We start from the raw sequence: 17,795 nt of genomic DNA on the forward strand, positions 1-17,795 counted from the left end.
GTCTTACTTTAAAGTGATGGAAACAACACTTTTAGCAGGCAATTTAACTTGTAGCTTACCATCATTGACAGTTGCACCTTGGAAGTCTTGCAAAGTTACTGCATTAGGATTATCAAAGGTATTATGAGCATCCATTGTTTCACCAGTAATAATACTTGCTTCCGTAATCTTATTAAGTGGAGAAGCAAATGTGAAATCAAGATCTTGATCTTGACTGAGATCATAATTACCCAAACTAATAGTTAATTGACCATCTTTTTGCGAAGCAGTATAAGTAATATGATCTGGCAAAGTACCTTCGGCTTCGACTAAGTCAGCATCCATATGCTTTTGATACATATCAAATAGGTAGTAAGTTGGTGTTTTAAGCATTTGGTCATCTTTAGTTAAAATCATTGCTTGCAACACATTAACCATTTGCGCAATATTGGCCATGTGTACTCGATCAGCATGCTTGTGGAAAACATTCAAAGTGATAGCTGCTGATAAGACATCACGAATTGTATTTTGCTGATATAAAAATCCAGGATTGGTGCCCTTCTCAACGTCATACCAGGTTCCCCACTCGTCAACGATTAAGTCTACCTTCTTTTGTGGGTCATATTGGTCCATAATGGCTGAATGCTTAGTAACTAATCGATCCATAAATTGAGCTTTATTCATTGTGGAATACCATAAATCTTTGGTAAAGCCTGTTGCACTGCCCTTACTATGCTCCCAATCACCTGTTGGCAAAGTGTAATAATGTAGGCTAATTCCATCTAAAAATTGACCAGCATTCTTCATAACTACATCTGTCCAATGATAATCATCTTCATTTGGTCCACAAGCCACTTTATATATAGGATCATCAGGATTATATTGTGGTAAGAAGGTTTGATATTGACGATAGACATCGGCATAATATTCTGGCCGCATATTACCGCCGCCACCCCATGACTCGTTACCAATTCCAAAGAACTTAACTTTCCAAGGTTCTTTTTGACCATTTTGCCGCCGCAAATTCGACATTGGTGATTCACCAGACATGGTCATATATTCAATCCATTCTGACATTTCTTGCACAGTACCACTACCAATATTGGCATTAATATATGCATCAGCACCTAATTGTCTCAATAATTCAAAATATTCATGAGTTCCAAAAGAATTATCTTCAGTAACTGAGCCCCAATTAGTGTTTACAATTTTTTTACGTTGATCCTTAGGACCGATACCTTGTTGCCAATGATAAGTATCTGCAAACAAACCACCTGGCCAACGTAAAACTGGTACATGAATCGCTTTCAAAGCGTCCACAACATCTTTACGCATTCCGTTAACATTAGGGATCTTAGAATTTTCACCTACATAAATACTTCCATAAATACCGCGACCCAAATGTTCAGAAAATTGGCCATAAATATACTTACTAATTTTTGGTCCTTTTTGATCTGTGAGTAATTTAATTGTCATGATTAAACCAACCTTTTTAAATAAATTTGTTTAAATATAATTGCAATTATATTTGTCCAACGGTGTTTTTTTAATTATTTATCCGCTTAACAACTTTAGTATATCGCTTACATCCGCCATAAAAACCCCTCTAAAAATTAAACGTTATCCTTGATTTAGAAAAGGATTGGCGTTATTTTTAACCAAAAGGTTAAATGAGGTGAACAAATGGATTTAGATATTTCCGCGAAATCGCTAGCAGTTTTCACGGCTCTAGATAGTGACGTCCGACTGAAAATTATCCAACTATTAGCCCAGCAAAAAATGAACGTCACCCAAATTGCTTTAGCATTAAATTTAAGTAATGCTATTACAACAAAACATTTAGATAAACTTGAAGCTGCCAAAGTTATTAGAACAGAAAAAAAAGGAAAACAGCGCCTGTCTTCCTTAAATGTAGATACCATTAATATTAGATTTCCTAAAAAAATCTATTCTAAATTAAACCATTGGGAGTTAGAATTACCAATCGGTCAATATACTAACTTTAAAGTAGCCCCTACTTGTGGCTTGGCAGGCCCAAAGGGCTTTATTGGCAAAGTTGATGATCCCAGCCATTTTATGAATCCTCTCCGCTATCAAGCAGGAATGCTCTGGTTTGCCCAAGGCTTTGTTGAATATCAAGTCCCTAATTATTTAAAAGCACATAAAGAACTAGTCATGATTGAACTAAGTGCTGAATTAAGTTCTGAGTTTCCCTTTTCTAACAATCGCTGGCCTTCAGACATTACCGTTTCTTTAGATAATTACGAAATTGGTACGTGGACAAGCCCGGGAGATTTTTCCGACGTCCGCGGTCTTTATACTCCAAAATGGGTTTATAACGATATGAATCAATATGGAATGTTAAAATCGTTTCGCATTTCACGGCACGGTTCTTTTATTGATGGTCACCATTCGGCAGATACAACCATTGCCGATATTAATCTATCTAAGCCTAGCTGGACCTTGCGTTTTGAAGTAAAAGATGACAGTAAAAATCGCGGTGGCTGTACAATTTTCGGCAACAAATTTGGTAATCATGACCAGGGGATTAAAGGAACTTTTTACTATAGTCATAACTAATTTAACTTTGGCCCCTTTGAAACTGGCGGGGAGTCAAGTGATTATGCTCCCGAAACAGTTTAATAAAGTGCGATACATCTTCAAAGCCAGTAGCGGCAGCAATTTCTTGAATTTGCAATTCTGGTTTTGAAAGCATTAGGGCTTTAGCTTGGCGTAAGCGATAATCTGTTAAATATTGTAAGGGCGTCATGTTAAAGTAGTTCTTAAAAACTTTATTAGTATGCGAAACAGAAAATTGGGTTACGGCTTGCAATTGCTGATTAGTAATCTTCTGTGAATAATGGCGATGAATATAAGCCACTAAAGGCTGCACAATTGCCTTTTGCGAAAAAGTTAGCGGCGTTTGGGGAACTCTTTGTTGCAACAACAATAAAAAATTATAAATAATCTGAGATTGTAAAATAGTGGCGGCAGCATCATCTTGTTGAAAACAGTCATAATGCTCTTGCAAATATCCTGTGGTGGAAGCATCTAAATGAAAACGAGCAAAGGGTTGAGGAAATAGATAATTAACTATCGGTGCCGCCAAAGCCCCTGAAAAAGTTAAAAAGGCGGTCTGCCACGTTTGATTTGCCCACGGATAATATTGGTGAGCAACAAAGGGTGCTAACAATACACCTTCATGCGCTTTTAACAAAAAATGCTGTTGACCAATAATTATTTTTCCAACACCAGCTTCTGTCTGCAGCCAATGATAAAAAGGATAACCGTGACTGCGTCTAACGGGCGTTTGGGTCCAATGATAGCCGACAGTTTCGCCGGACAATGGTAAAGTAGTATTTAAGCGAGTTACAATCCGCATAGAATTTTTGCTCCTTTTATATAATCAACTAGACATATTTAAAATTTAGCAAAGACTAATTAAATAGTATTTAATACGCTATCATTAAATTGCTTTTATGAATTAAAATCACCTATTTTAAGCGAAAATTATCATATTAAATTGCCAAATAGTCTTCTATAATTTACCTTAAAAATTAGGGAGGACAATCATGCAGCCTAAATTATCTTGGCTAGATGACCCTGAAGTCTTTCGGGTTGGCCAACTAGAGGCCCACAGCGACCATCAATTTTTTCAGAATATAACCGAATGTCAGCAAAATCAGAGCAGCTTCGTGCAATCATTAAATGGCACTTGGCAGTTTAAGTTTTCACCTAATCCCCAAGTGCGTCCAAGTAATTTTTACCAAGAAAGTTTTCAGGCCGATAATTTTGATACCATACAAGTTCCGCAACATATTGAATTAGCTGGCTTCAGCCAAATTCACTATATCAACACGTTTTATCCTTGGGAAGGTAAGCAATTTCGGCGGCCGCCTTATACATTGGAAAATGAGCAGCTAGAAGCAGGATTATTCAGCCAAAGCGCTGATAATCACGTGGGTTCATACTTAAAGCGCTTTGACTTAAAACCTTCATTACAAAACAAAAAAATTCGTTTACGTTTTGAGGGGGTTGAAAGAGCTTTTTATGTGTGGCTAAACGGACATTTCTTAGGCTATGCCGAAGACAGTTTTACTCCGGCAGAATTTGATTTGACCCCGTATATAAAAAATAAAAATAACAAATTAGCCGTGGAAGTCTATAAATATAGTACCGCAGCTTTCATTGAAGACCAGGATTTTTTCCGCTTTTTCGGAATCTTTCGCGATGTTCAATTAATCGCCCAACCTTCAGTACACGTTGAAGATTTAACTATTAAGCCCACAGTAGACGCTGATGGAACTACCGGTAAAGTTCAGCTACAATTTAAAATTGCTCAATCGGACCCAGCAGAAATCAAAGTAGTTATTAAAGATCAGCAAGGTCAAGAAATTTTTAATACTCAAGCCAAGACCAACTCTCAACTTACTTTACCAGCGATTACTGTCAATGACCTTCATCTCTGGTCCCATAACCAACCCTATTTATACCAACTAGAGTTATCCATACTTAAAGATAATACCGTTCAAGAAGTTGTACCTTACCAATTTGGATTTCGCAAAATTGAAATTAAAAATAAAGTAATTTATTTAAATAACAAACGTCTCATTATTAAGGGAGTTAACCGCCACGAATGGAACGCTCATAGTGGCCGAGTAATTTCTAAAAATGATATGTTGGAAGATTTGGCAATTATGCAAGCCAATAATATTAATGCTGTTCGTACTTCGCATTATCCTAATCAAATCTACTGGTATCATCTATGCGATCAAAAAGGCATTTACGTCATGGCCGAAAACAATCTCGAATCACATGGATCTTGGCAAAAAAACAACGAGATTGAACCCTCTTATAATGTACCTGGATCCTTACCGCAATGGAAAATGGCTGTTTTAGATCGTGCCCGCAATAATTATGAATTACTGAAAAATCACCCTAGTATTATTTTTTGGTCATTGGGTAATGAATCCTTTGCTGGAACCAACCTCGTAGCGATGCAGCAGTACTATCAAAGTGTTGATGATAGTCGACTCATTCACTATGAAGGAGTGGTTAATAACCGCAAATATGAAAAGGAACTTTCCGATGTTGAAAGCCGGATGTATGCATCTCCGCAAGATATCGTGGACTATTTAGAAAATAATCCAACTAAACCCTTTATCCTTTGCGAATATATGCATAGTATGGGCAATTCCGTCGGCGGACTGCAGTCATACATGGATCTATTGGAAAAATATCCTCAATTTCAAGGAGGATTTATCTGGGATTTCATTGATCAAGCCTTATGGGTAAAAGATGAAGCCACCGGTAAGATGGTTTTACGCTACGGAGGCGATTTTGACGATCGCGTCTCCGATTATGAATTTTCCGGTGATGGCCTATTATTTGCGAATCGCCAACCCAAACCCGCTTTACAGGAGGTTAAATATTACTATGGCAAAGAATAATTTGCGGATTATTTATGGAGACGGTACTTTAGGGCTAAGCGGCAAGAACTTCCGCTATATCTTTAATTATGCGCGGGGCGGATTGGAATCTTTAGTTATAAACCAACGAGAATGGCTTTATCGCGAACCCTTACCGACCTTCTGGCGAGCAACGACCGATAATGATCGGGGCAATGGCTTTTCTAAAAAAGCTTTGCAATGGCTTGGAGCGGACCAATTTATCAATGTTAAAGATATTGCCATACAAGTCAATCATCAACCGATTTCCCTACCATTACCCCCGCAAAATAATGGTTATTCCAATCAAGAATGGGCGCAAGAAGTTAAAATTATTTTTACGTATCAAACTCTTACCATCCCATCTACTTATGTTACTGTCAGCTATCAAGTTGACGCAGGCGGTGAATTAGATGTTGACGTACATTATTATGGCAACTCCAAATTACCTGAATTGCCCGTTTTTGGTTTACGTTTTTTGATCCCAACAACTGCTTTATGGTACGAATATGATGGCTTAGCCGGCGAAACTTATCCCGACCGGATGGCTGGCGGCAAACATGGGACTTATCATATCAGCGGTCTACCCGTAACACCTTATTTAGTCCCACAAGACTGTGGTGTTCATATGCAGACAACCCGACTAACAATAGCCCGCAACACTGTTAAAAATAACATTCATACCAAAATTGAGCCTTTTTACCTTTCAATAATCAATCAAAAAACTCCTTTTGCTTTTAGCTGTTTGCCCTATACTGCTGAAGAATTAGAAAATGCCACCCATCAAGAAGAACTGCCACCAATTCGCCGAACAGTCCTCAATATCTTCGGCGCTGTCCGTGGCGTCGGTGGTATTGACAGTTGGGGTAGTGATGTCGAAGAAGCTTATCATATCTCCGCAGCTAAAGATATTCAATTTTCCTTTAAAATTATTGGTAAAAATATTAATTAATATTTCTAAAACAATTCTACTATTTAGTTAATCTTGAAAAAGAGTTGGAACTAGTTTTTCCCAGCTCTTTTTTTAGTATTTAATTTTGCCAGCTCTTCTTAATAAACTTTAGTTGTAATAACTTTTTATGTCTTTAAAAAAGTACTAGTATTTGTAAGTAAAGGAGGATTCCAATGAAAAATGTGACTATTAATCAACAAATACTGCCAGCTTTGGGCATTGGCACCTGGGAAATGGGTGAAAATCCCCAAACTTTCAATACCGAAATTGCTGCTATTCGAACGGCTCTAGATGCAGGCTTACGGGTTATCGACACTGCTGAAATGTACGGCAACGGACAAGCAGAACGCTTAGTCGGTCAGGCCATTCAGTCATATGAGCGTTCCCAGCTCTTTATTATTTCCAAAGTATTGCCACAAAATGCTTCCGCCCGCAAAATGCGCCGTAGTTTAGCCGCCAGCTTAAAGCGATTAAGAACTGATTATCTTGATCTGTACCTTTACCATTGGCGGGGATCAGTGCCTTTAGCAGAAACCATCGCTACTCTGCAAGCCCTCCAAGACGAAGGGAAAATCCGCGCCTGGGGTGTATCTAACTTTGATCTAGAAGATATGCAAGAGCTTTGGCAGTTACCCCAAGGAAATAATGTAGCAGTTAATGAAGACTTATACAATTTAGAGACTCGCGGAATTGAATATAGCCTCTTGCCTTGGCAAAAGCAACATCAAATACCCTTAATTGCTTATAGTCCATTAGGCCGTGGCCCGATTTTAGGCAATAAAATGGCCCAAAATCCTGCTGTTATCAAAGTTGCTCAGAAACATCAAGCCACCGTCTACCAAATCTTATTAGCCTGGGTAATCCAACAGCCACAAATATTAGCGATTCCTAAAAGCAGCAGCCCTAAACATTGGCAGGATAACCTCCAAGCTTTACAAATCAAATTAGCTCCTGCTGATTTAAAAATTCTAGAGCAAGCTTATCCTAAACCTGAACATAAAGAACCCTTAGCTATTTATTAATGAATTCAAAAAAGAGCGAAGACAATGATTGTCTTCGCTCTTTTAAAACTGTGCTATAACTTTGATACTATGCCAAATTACTCAAATAAATTAAAATTTTATTTAGATAATGCTCCCTATACTTTACGCCAATTTCCGCAAGTTGGAAATTGTCAACATAACAATAAAGCTCAAAACATATAAGGCCGCCAAGAATCCCATGACCACAATTAAAGTATAATGGTCCATCAAAAATCCAATCACCACTGAAGAAAAACCACCAATGGCTCGACCGACATTGACAATGACATTATTGGCTGTGGAGCGAATTTCTGTTGGATATAAGCGACTGATAATTGCTCCGTAGCCCCCGAACATTCCATTAGAAAAGAACCCTAAAACTGCCCCAGCAAATAGCATTGTCACTTCATTAAAGACTAAAGTAATTCCAAAAACTGATAAAGCAGAAGCAATAAGAAAAATGCCAAAAGCTTTACGTGGACCAAAGTAGTCTAAAATTCGGCCAAAAGTCATCATTCCCACGCTCATGCCGATAATAGTAGCAATCATCCATAAGGAAGAACCTGCTACGCTTAAGCCCAATTTTTTCTGCATAATTGTTGGCAGCCAATTCATCAAGCCAAAATAACCCGCTATTTGCACAACCACCATAAACATTAAAGAAACAGTCTGAACCCCTAAAGTCCAAGATTGGAAAAGTGTTTTGACTTTAACCTTTTTCTTAGCCGCAGGCTGGGTTTTTTGTAAAGCAATATATTCATCACTTTCATGCACATGTTTACGAATAAAATATGTTAATACCACCGGAATAACACCTAGTAAAAACAAGGCCCGCCAGCCTAGCGCTGGAATAATCATGGCGGCACCAATAGCGGCTAAAATTGAGCCAATCTGGCCGCCAATGGCAGCTATTGATGTCATCGTCCCAATATGGCGCTGATCAAAATTTTCAGCAATGAGGGTAATTCCCACTCCATATTCGCCCCCAGCACCAATCCCGGCTAAAAAGCGAAAAATATAAATCATTGTAATGTTATGTGCCCAATACATGGCAGCTGTCGCCACTGCAAAAATAAAGATAGTGTAAGAAAAAGTTTTAACGCGGCCATAGCGATCGCCAATAAGGCCAAATAAAACACCACCCGCTAACATTCCCAAATTAGTGATTGACGAAATCAAACCTGCTTGAGCTCCCTGCAAATGTAGGCTAGCAGCAATTGAAGAAAGCGCAAAGGATAGAAACATCACATCCATATTCTCCAAGGCAAAACCTGCCGAGGTTGAAGCAATCGTCCATTTTTGGTTAGAAGTTAGCGCGTGGCTTTTTGTTTGTGTTTGCTGTGTTACTACTGATTCCATAATTTCCCTCCAAAATGAATGCTCGCAGACATTCGTTATTTTTTCTGGCACTGCAATTAAATTGTTTGTATTATTACACAAAGTTAAAAAAATAGCAACGCTAATTTAAAAAAACAATTTATTATTCGTATTTGACGAATTATCAAAAATAGTTTAAGCTGACTCCAGCAAATTTGAAGAAGGGTGGTTAATTATGGGTCCTGTTTTTATTGCTTTAGATTTTGGAGAATTAAAGGCAGTTCAAAAATTTTTAGATTTGTTTCCTAATACTGACCAATTAGCAGTTAAAGTGGGCATGGAGTTATATTATTCTCAAGGTCCAGCCATTATAAAATATTTACAAGCGCAAAAAGTACAAATATTTTTGGATTTAAAATTGTACGACATTCCTAACACCGTGGAACAAGCGGCTTATCAATTAGCACTCCAAAAAATTGATTACTTGACTATTCATGCTGCGGGTGGCTCCAAAATGATTCAAAGTGCCAAGGCCGGCCTAATTCGCGGCAGCCAAGAACAACATCAAGCTGTCCCCAAATTATTGGCAATCACCAAGTTAACTTCATTTTCTCAAACTCAAATGCAAAAAGAACAACAAATTGCTGCCACTTTACCCCAAGCGGTCAGTCATCTAGCCCAGTTAGCCCAACAAAATGGTGCTGATGGGGTCATTTGTTCTGCTCAAGAAAATCAAATTATTCACCAAGTAACACAGCCAAACTTTTTATGCATCAATCCTGGCATTCGGCTGGCGGATAATTCTGCTGATGATCAGGAGCGGATTGCAACTCCCAGCAAGGCTAAAGCTTGGGGAAGTAACGGTTTGGTTATAGGCCGGCCTATTACTAAAGCTAATGATCCTGTAGCCGTTTATCAGCAAATTTTAAAACAATGGAGGAACTAATTATGACAACTATGGCAGAACAAATCGCTCAAGATTTACTCAAAATTAAGGCCGTTACACTTAGCCCACAAGCACCTTTTACCTGGGCCAGTGGCTTAAAAGCTCCAATTTATACAGATAATCGCCAAACAATTGCTTTTCCAGAAGTGCGCAATCACATTGCTAACGGTTTAGCACAACTTATCCAGCAATTTTACCCGCAAGCCACTGTCATTGCCGGGGTAGCCACAGCCGGCATCCCGCATGCCGCTTTAGTAGCAGACCGCTTAAATTTACCCTTGAGCTATGTGCGCCCTAAACCTAAGGATCATGGAGCAGGCAAGCAAGTAGAAGGCCAACTAAAAGAAGATGATCAAGTAGTCTTAATTGATGACTTGATATCAACTGGTGGCAGTGTCTTAAACGCGGCCAAGGCTATTCCTAAAAAAGCTCACATTCTTGGTGTAGCGGCAATTTTTAGTTACGATTTGCCGGACAGCCAAGCCAACTTTCAACAAGCCCAAGTTCCCCTAAAGACGCTCACCGATTATCCAACCTTGATTGCCACAGCACAACAACAAAATCAGATTACACAACAAGAATTAGAATTATTACAAAAATGGCATCAAGATCCGCATAATTGGCATTAACGCAAGAAAAACTCCGCCGGTGCTACACGGTTGTAATACCGCAAAAAGGCTTTGCCGGTCTGTTCTTCAGCAGCCAAGCTAATCACTCCAGCATTGCGGACTTGCATAACTTGACTAATATCCGGAATTCCCAAAACTGTTTGAACTAAGGAACGGGACACTGTACCATGACAGACTACTAAAATTGAATTATCACGGTTATTAGTCACTAAATCCTGCCAAAAATTACTTAGACGCAGGGATAAATGCTGGTAAGATTCACCATTGCAAAAATCACTATAGTTATCCCGTAAGTATCCTTGATCATCAAAAGCCTGAGGATATTGGGCTTGTACTTGATCTGCCAGTAATCCATCCCAATCGCCGTAGTCGATTTCTTGCAGACGCTCGTCTACTTCAATTTTACAATGACCATCATTGACAATTTGAGCAGTTTGAAAAGCTCGCTTCATGGGACTAGAGTAAACTCGAGCAATCTTGGACATGTCAAAACTTTCATGTAAAGCCTGCGCTTGAAGTTGCCCCGTTTGATTTAAAGGCAAATCAGTTGAAGCCCCATTAATTTTGCCGTCTTTATTTGTATCAGTTTCTCCATGGCGCACGATGTACACATTAATCATTCAATCCACTCCTAAAATATTTTATTGACAACTTACACAATTAGTTTTATTATAGCAAAAATACATCCTTTAACGATAGTTCTGTGAAACTATGAAGGAATTGCTAAGAGAAGATATTAGTGAACCCTCAAAGTCACAGACTTTGGGGGTTTTTATTATGGAGGGTAAAATGCCGACAGAAAGAGATATTTTAATGGACATTCCACAACGTCCCAGTTGGGGCCATTGGTTGGGGTTATCAGTGCAACATTTATTTGCCATGTTTGGTTCGACAGTTTTGGTTCCCATTTTAGTGGGACTTAATCCTGGGATTGCTCTATTTAGTTCTGGAGTCGGGACGTTGTTATATATACTGATTACCAAAGGCAAAATTCCCGCTTACATGAGTTCCAGTTTTTCTTTTATTGTACCCATGGTAGCTTTAATGAAAACTGTGGGCTACCCCGGAATTGCCCAAGGCACCGTTGCAGTCGGCTTAGTTTATCTTATCACTGCCTTAATTGTTGGTCTGATTGGTTCAAATTGGATTGATAAGGCTTTACCGCCTATTGTAGTCGGCCCTATCATTATGGTCATTGGCCTTTCTCTAGCGGGGACGGCCGCAAAAGATGCCACAATGAACGGCAGCCATTACGATATTAAATATTTCATCGTTGCGTTAGCCACAGCGTTAATTACAGTGTTCTTTAATATGTATCTCAAGGGTTTTTGGAGTCAAGTAGCTATTTTATTAGGCATTATCGTTGGTTATTTTATTGCTGTTTTATGCGGATTAGTTGATTTCAAGCCCATTGCTCAAACGCCTTGGTTTCAAGTGCCGAATTTTCAAATCCCTGGTATTAGCTATCATCTACACTTTTATTGGGGCGCTATCTTGAGTCTAGCACCGATTGCCTTTGTAACTATGACAGAACACATGGGCCACATCATGGTTCTTGATGGTTTGACTCATCGCAACTTTTTTAAAGATCCGGGCTTGAATCATACTCTGGCCGGCGATGGAACTGCTTCAATTATTGCAGGATTAATTGGTGGACCTGCTATCACTAGTTATGGCGAAAATATTGGCGTGATGGCCATTACCAAAATCTATAGTGTCTGGGTAATTGGAGGAGCGGCGGCTTTAGCAATGATTTTTGGATTTATTGGCAAATTAAGTGCATTAATCCAAAGTATCCCTTCTCCAGTTATTGGTGGCATTAGCTTCTTATTATTTGGAGTGATTGCTTCTAGTGGACTGAGAATTTTAATTGATAATCACATTGATTTTAACCAAAAACGTAATCTAATGATTGGTTCTCTTATTTTAGTCATTGGAATCGGCAACGCCTACCTACAGCTGGGACAATATCAATTTTCCGGCCTAGCTGTAGCAACTGTTTTAGGAATTGTCTTAAATCTGATTTTGCCACAAAAAGCTGCTAGCGAGAAATAAGCTTTTAATATTAACAAGGGGGTGAAGACATAATATTGTCTTCACCCCTATTCTTTCGGTGGTTTTTTAAATAAGCAAGGTTGGGCTTAGTTTATTTTACGTTTAGGATTTAAAATTCCTAAAGGATCAAACAGATTCTTTATTTGATGTTGGATTTGGTCAACATCATTACCTAATTCTTCAACTGTCCACTGATTTTTAGACATACCTACAGCATGTTCACCGGAGATCGTTCCCCCAAGACTCAAGGCTTTTCTAAACAACATTCTCACAGCTTCCTTCACACTTTCTGGAGCCTCTGGCTGCTCATTCCATAATAAACTTGGATGCAAATTGCTATCACCGACATGACCAGCAGTATAAATATCAACTTGCTGTTTTTGTGAAACTTCATCAATATAATCAACCATTTCTGCTAATTTAGATAAAGGCACTGCCATATATTCCATAATATGATATTTAGATTGTGCAAATACTGCCGGAAGCATATCTTGCCGCAATTTCATAATTGCTGGGCTTCTTTGTCATCAACATGAACTTGGGCATGGGGTACCTGCGCTTTTAAGTATGCTAAGATTTGTTCTTTAGTATAGGCTGTAAATACCGTCATTGCATACGCTTCCTTTCACATTATGAGCTTATTGTAGCATATACCTCATTATAAATATATTTTCACATCCATTACCATAAAGATATTTAAATACTGACAATTTTGTTAAAGCTTTGAGATAATAATTATTTCACAAGCATTAGTTGCATTAGCCACTTTTACTATTATATTCCGAATTTGAGTTACCTTAACTTTGTGCGTTGTGCTTGACTTATGGAATTATATTTAGTATCTTAAAGACGGTAAGCGATTTCAAACTGCATGAGTCTTTACTGCTCTTGAAAAGATGGAAACTTTGGAAAAATTAATCTCGCTTATGCTTTTAGTAAATTAATACTGTTTCAGCCTAATTGGTAGCCAAGTTTTGCTTGTATTAGAATTTTTGTAAGCGATTGCATTGGACTGAGGGCAAAATAAGTGAACTCTACTTAGTACTGAATGTTAAGTCCACAGTCCTTGAGTAACCGCCTTATGAGGATAAATAGGAGTTGGTTATTGGCAAAAATTAAAATGACTACCAAAACTGGATTTTGCCGTCTAAAACAGGTTCACAAAAGAATATTCACAGCTAATCAAAAGTAGCCAGCGGAACTTGTTTCTTTAAATAAACTTGGAGGCTATAGCATGACTTTTTCTCAAGCAACTCGTAGTGACATTTTAGAACATTTAAAAAAAGATCACTTAGATGTCTTAGCAATTGGTGGTGGTATTACAGGGGCGGGAGTCGCTTTGCAGGCCGCTGCCGCCCAATTAAAAACTGGTCTCATTGAAATGCAGGATTTTGCGGAAGGAACCTCTTCGCGTTCCACTAAACTAGTTCATGGCGGTATTCGTTATTTAAAAACTTTTGATGTGGAAGTAGTGGCTGACACCGTTCAAGAAAGAGCTGTTGTCCAAGGCATTGCTCCTCATATCCCACGTCCTAAACAAATGATTCTCCCTATTTATGATGAACCAGATGCCACCTTTAATATGTTTTCAGTTAAAATTGCCATGGATTTATATGATCGCTTGGCTCATGTCACTGGTAAATACGCTAATAAAGTGATTCCCAAAGAAGAAGTCTTACAGCTAGAACCAGATTTGAATCCACATAATTTATTGGGGGCTGGGGTTTACTTAGACTTTGAAAATAATGATGCCCGCTTAGTTATTGAAAACATTAAAGAAGCTGCTGCTAGTGGCGGACTCATGGCAAGTCATGTACAGGCCTTACAAATTAATCATGATGAACATGGAAAAGTCAACGGCGTCCGTGCTCGTGATTTATTAAATGGTGAAGAATTTGATATTCATGCCAAAATTGTTATCAATACGGCTGGTCCTTGGTCTGATCAAGTTCGAAATTTAGACAATAAATATCACGAAGCCGACCATATTCGCCCTACTAAAGGGGTTCATCTAGTAATATCTGATACGAGACTCAAAGTACCAACAGCGACTTATTTTGATACCGGTAAACACGATGGACGTATGATTTTTGTCATTCCACGCTTTAATAAAACTTACTTTGGTACCACCGATACTGACTATCAAGGTGATTTTAAACACCCAGAAGTCACCCAAGCAGATGTTGATTATCTATTAGAAATTATGAATCGCCGTTATCCTCAAGCACATCTAACACTCGCTGATATCGAAGCAAGTTGGGCGGGCTTACGGCCGTTATTGTCTTCTAATGGTAGTTCGGATTATAATGGTGGTTCTAAAAAGGTATTATCTGATAAAAGCTTCAATGAGCTCGTTACAGCCGTCACCCAATACAACGCTGGTAAAATTACCCGTAGTGATATTGAAAAAGTACTCTCGCAGCTGCAAACTGCTCAATCTGAAAAAAGTGCAAGCGCATCTTCAATTTCACGGGGCAGCTCCTTAACTGTTGACGCGGATGGATTAATGAATTTAGCAGGAGGCAAAATTACTGATTATCGCAAGATGGCTGCAGGAGCTATGAAAAAGATTAAAAAAATTTTGGATCCACAACTATCACAGCCTCTTCAACTGCCAGATTCAAAAAACCTACAGGTTTCGGGGGGACATTTTGATCCTGCTAAAGTGGACGAGACTATTAACGAATATGCCCAAGTTGGAATCAATCAGGGAATAAGCGCTGATGAAGCTTTTAAACTGGCCAATCTATTCGGCTCCAATGCACCTCAAATATTTGCGTTGGCTGACCGGCTGCCGGCTGCTCCCGGCTTGAGTTTAGGTGAAACACTAGCTTTGCATTATTCTTTAGATAATGAAATGACCTTAACTGCCGTTGATTATCTTTTGCGACGCACTAATCATTTGTTATTTGAAGCTGATAGCATCAATAAAATTAAAGAGCCAATTATTGACGAAATGGCACGCTACTTTAATTGGGATGCTGAGCAAAAACAACTACAGACACAAGCCTTGGATAAAGCTATTGCCAATTCTCAATTGCACTATCTTAAAAATGAAGTTCATTAAAAAAAGTTGCAAATACTAGAAAATTTACAAAAATAATCGTTGGTTTTTTCATTAGAATATAATACTCATGCTATTAATAGAATAACAACTAAAAATGACCTCGTAAGTCAGCTTAAATCTAACTTGCAAGGTCATTTTATTATTCTTCATTAACCCGGTAAGCTAAAGCAAAGTTGCCTAAAGTTGCAGAACCATTCTCTTTAACTCGCGGCATTTGTAAATACTTGTTCAGATCAGGTACATGAACATAACTATTTAACAATTGCTCAAATTGTTGCCTTACTTTATTCAAAAATTCCTCACTCATCACACCGCCGCCAAAGACGATATTATCCGGGCGCAAAATCATTGTCTGCTGGATAGCAGCTTGAGCTACATAATAAGCCATAATATCCCAAACATGATGATCCTTAGGAACTTGCGGTCCAGGGATGCCTAAGCGGGCTTCAAAAGTCGGCCCTGCAACTAATCCTTCCAAACAATCTTTATGATAAGGGCAAATGCCGGCAAATTCTAAATCATCGGGATGCCGTTTTAAAAATGTATGTCCCATTTCAGGATGACCAATTCCTTGCAGAATTTTACCATCTAAAACAGCTCCGCCACCTACTCCTGTGCCGATTGTATAATAAACTAATGAGTCAATTTTTTCATTATACAATTGAGAAGTGACATATTCCCCATAGGCTGATGCATTAACATCCGTTGTAAAATATATAGGAATATTTAATGCCTTTTTGATAGGCCCTACTAAATCTGTCTGACGCCATTTAATCTTAGGAGTATCAGTAATATAACCATAATGCGGATTGTTTTTTTGCAATTCCAGCGGCCCAAAGGATGCAATGGATAAAGCTGCTAAATCTGGAAATTGCTGAAAAAATTCAATAGTTTTTTTAATAGTGGTTTGTGGATCCGTGGTGGGAAATTGCGTTTTGTGCAAGACCCGGTAATCTTCATTACCGACTGCACAAACAAACTTAGTTCCGCCGCCTTCAACACTTCCTAATAACATAATCTCTGCCTCACTTTTTAATCTATTCACAAATTGATTATATTATTCAAACCCTTAATTGCAAGCTATTTTTGCTCAGAAGCAGTACCGTTTAACAAAAGATTCATCACTACCGCTGTCATACTGCCAATAACCATCCCGTTACTTAAAATAGTCTGTACCGAAGCGGGTAAAAAGTGAAATAGTTGCGGCTGAGATGTCACTCCTAAACCAATCCCCACTGAAACAGCAATTACTAATAAGTTTTTAGTGGTCATCTCAACACTTGCTAACATCTTAATACCTTGAGCACCGACCATACCAAACATTACTAACATCGCTCCGCCTAAAACTGAGGTAGGAATTAGGTTAGCAATTGCGCCTACTTTAGGAATCATACCTAAAATAATTAAGAAGAAAGCTGAATAATAAACTGGTTTTAATGTTTTAATACCTGAAAGCTGCACAATACCCACATTTTGGGAAAAAGTAGAATAAGGAAAAGTATTAAATAACCCACCTAAAATAGCCGCTAGCCCTTCTGAACGATAACCCTCGGCCAAATCCTTTTCATCAAGTTCAGCGCCTACAACTTCACTTAAGGCAAAATAAACCCCGGTTGATTCAATCATACAAGTTAAAGCCGCCAAAATCATCGTAGCAATCGAAGACCATTCAAATTTAGGCGTTGCAAAATAGAACAATTGCGGAATTTGAAACCAGTGAGCCGCACTGACTGGAGCAAAACCTACTTGCCCTAGTAACATCGCAACAACAGTTCCTACAATAATACCAATTAATACAGAAATTTGTTGGATAAATCCATGTGTCCAAATATTAATACAAATAATAACTAGCGCTGTAACTAAACCTAAAATCAAATTAATAGGCGCCCCAAAATCCTTAGCAGTACTATTGCCACCACCAATATTCTGAAAGGCTACTGGAATTAAAGTAAAACCCACTAAAGTGATTAATGAACCAGTTACCAAAGTTGGGAAAAAACGCCGTAATTTTGCAAAAATTCCCGAAATTAAAAATATAAATATTCCCGCGGCAATAATGCCTCCGTACATATATCCCGGTCCTAAAGTTTTGCCAATTTGCTGCAATGGTGCTACATACTCCACTGCACATCCCAAAACTACTGGTAAACCAATTCCGGTCCATGGCGTACGTTTAATCTGCAACAGTGTTGCCACACCACACATGAAAATATCAGCAGAAACCAGATAGGTCATTTGTTGAGCATTAAAGCCCAGTGCTCCCCCCACTAACAGTGGTACTAAAATATCGCCTGAATACATTGCCAACAAATGCTGCAGCCCTAATACGGCAGTCTTCATCACTGATTGCTGCTTTTCCAAAACATAATCCTCCTCAAGTT

General features: G+C 38.5%; 14 protein-coding genes and 1 pseudogene. 8 read left to right on the top strand and 7 right to left on the bottom strand.

Annotated elements, in window-relative coordinates:
* Positions 1-3 precede the first annotated feature (3 nt).
* A complete protein-coding gene (locus tag EQ827_RS00260; protein WP_181188985.1) occupies positions 4-1,455 on the bottom strand; it encodes an alpha-N-arabinofuranosidase in 1,452 nt (483 codons plus the stop codon).
* A 207-nt stretch (positions 1,456-1,662) separates the two neighbouring features.
* Between EQ827_RS00260 and EQ827_RS00265 the strand changes: the two genes are divergently transcribed.
* Positions 1,663-2,559 carry an ArsR/SmtB family transcription factor gene (locus tag EQ827_RS00265; protein WP_181188986.1) on the top strand — a complete coding sequence of 299 codons (897 nt, stop codon included), beginning with the start codon at positions 1,663-1,665 and terminating at the stop codon, positions 2,557-2,559.
* A gap of 1 nt (position 2,560) precedes the next feature.
* Here EQ827_RS00265 and EQ827_RS00270 read toward each other — a convergent pair whose 3' ends face one another.
* Positions 2,561-3,361: an AraC family transcriptional regulator gene (locus EQ827_RS00270; protein WP_181188987.1), complete on the bottom strand. Its 801-nt coding sequence runs from the start codon at positions 3,359-3,361 to the stop codon at positions 2,561-2,563.
* A 190-nt stretch (positions 3,362-3,551) separates the two neighbouring features.
* Between EQ827_RS00270 and EQ827_RS00275 the strand changes: the two genes are divergently transcribed.
* The 3 genes from EQ827_RS00275 to EQ827_RS00285 all read left to right on the top strand — a co-directional run bounded on the left by EQ827_RS00275 (position 3,552) and on the right by EQ827_RS00285 (position 7,400).
* Positions 3,552-5,429 carry a glycoside hydrolase family 2 TIM barrel-domain containing protein gene (locus EQ827_RS00275; protein WP_181188988.1) on the top strand — a complete coding sequence of 626 codons (1,878 nt, stop codon included), beginning with the start codon at positions 3,552-3,554 and terminating at the stop codon, positions 5,427-5,429.
* Entirely contained in the window at positions 5,410-6,378 is a 969-nt protein-coding gene (locus tag EQ827_RS00280; RefSeq protein WP_373563499.1) for a beta-galactosidase small subunit, read from the top strand. The genes EQ827_RS00275 and EQ827_RS00280 overlap by 20 nt, the downstream gene beginning before the upstream one ends.
* Positions 6,379-6,551: 173 nt before the next feature.
* Positions 6,552-7,400 carry an aldo/keto reductase gene (locus EQ827_RS00285; protein ID WP_181188990.1) on the top strand — a complete coding sequence of 283 codons (849 nt, stop codon included), beginning with the start codon at positions 6,552-6,554 and terminating at the stop codon, positions 7,398-7,400.
* Between the two features lie 123 nt (positions 7,401-7,523).
* Here EQ827_RS00285 and EQ827_RS00290 read toward each other — a convergent pair whose 3' ends face one another.
* Positions 7,524-8,759, bottom strand: coding sequence for an MFS transporter (locus EQ827_RS00290; RefSeq protein WP_181188991.1), 1,236 nt, complete (start codon positions 8,757-8,759; stop codon positions 7,524-7,526).
* A gap of 193 nt (positions 8,760-8,952) precedes the next feature.
* Here EQ827_RS00290 and pyrF point away from each other — a divergent pair, with 193 nt between their 5' ends.
* Both pyrF and pyrE read left to right on the top strand, forming a co-directional pair.
* Positions 8,953-9,663, top strand: coding sequence for an orotidine-5'-phosphate decarboxylase (pyrF, locus tag EQ827_RS00295; RefSeq protein ID WP_181188992.1), 711 nt, complete (start codon positions 8,953-8,955; stop codon positions 9,661-9,663).
* Positions 9,664-9,665: 2 nt separating this feature from the next.
* The gene (gene pyrE / locus EQ827_RS00300; RefSeq protein WP_181188993.1) at positions 9,666-10,292 is read left to right on the top strand and encodes an orotate phosphoribosyltransferase; all 627 of its coding nucleotides are present in this window, start codon (positions 9,666-9,668) and stop codon (positions 10,290-10,292) included.
* On the opposite strand, the gene EQ827_RS00305 is transcribed toward pyrE, so the two are convergent.
* The gene (locus EQ827_RS00305) at positions 10,289-10,912 is read right to left on the bottom strand and encodes a histidine phosphatase family protein (protein ID WP_181188994.1); all 624 of its coding nucleotides are present in this window, start codon (positions 10,910-10,912) and stop codon (positions 10,289-10,291) included. The genes pyrE and EQ827_RS00305 overlap by 4 nt on opposite strands.
* Positions 10,913-11,081: 169 nt before the next feature.
* Between EQ827_RS00305 and EQ827_RS00310 the strand changes: the two genes are divergently transcribed.
* Positions 11,082-12,347, top strand: coding sequence for a uracil-xanthine permease family protein (locus EQ827_RS00310; protein ID WP_181188995.1), 1,266 nt, complete (start codon positions 11,082-11,084; stop codon positions 12,345-12,347).
* 86 nt (positions 12,348-12,433) lie between these two features.
* On the opposite strand, the pseudogene EQ827_RS00315 reads toward EQ827_RS00310, so the two are convergent.
* A pseudogene (locus EQ827_RS00315) lies at positions 12,434-12,871 on the bottom strand (FAD-binding oxidoreductase); the annotation flags it as partial.
* 710 nt (positions 12,872-13,581) lie between these two features.
* Here EQ827_RS00315 and glpO point away from each other — a divergent pair.
* Positions 13,582-15,414 (top strand): type 1 glycerol-3-phosphate oxidase, encoded by a 1,833-nt coding sequence (gene glpO, locus EQ827_RS00320; protein WP_181188997.1) that lies wholly within the window; start codon positions 13,582-13,584, stop codon positions 15,412-15,414.
* 139 nt (positions 15,415-15,553) lie between these two features.
* Here the strand turns inward: glpO and scrK are convergent, their stop codons facing one another.
* Positions 15,554-16,429: a fructokinase ScrK gene (gene scrK, locus EQ827_RS00325; RefSeq protein WP_181188998.1), complete on the bottom strand. Its 876-nt coding sequence runs from the start codon at positions 16,427-16,429 to the stop codon at positions 15,554-15,556.
* 65 nt (positions 16,430-16,494) lie between these two features.
* Entirely contained in the window at positions 16,495-17,754 is a 1,260-nt protein-coding gene (locus EQ827_RS00330; RefSeq protein ID WP_309109316.1) for a nucleobase:cation symporter-2 family protein, read from the bottom strand.
* Positions 17,755-17,795: the final 41 nt, after the last annotated feature.

Origin of the sequence: Bombilactobacillus bombi, from assembly GCF_013607485.1 — a bacterium.
Taxonomy (GTDB): domain Bacteria; phylum Bacillota; class Bacilli; order Lactobacillales; family Lactobacillaceae; genus Bombilactobacillus; species Bombilactobacillus bombi_A.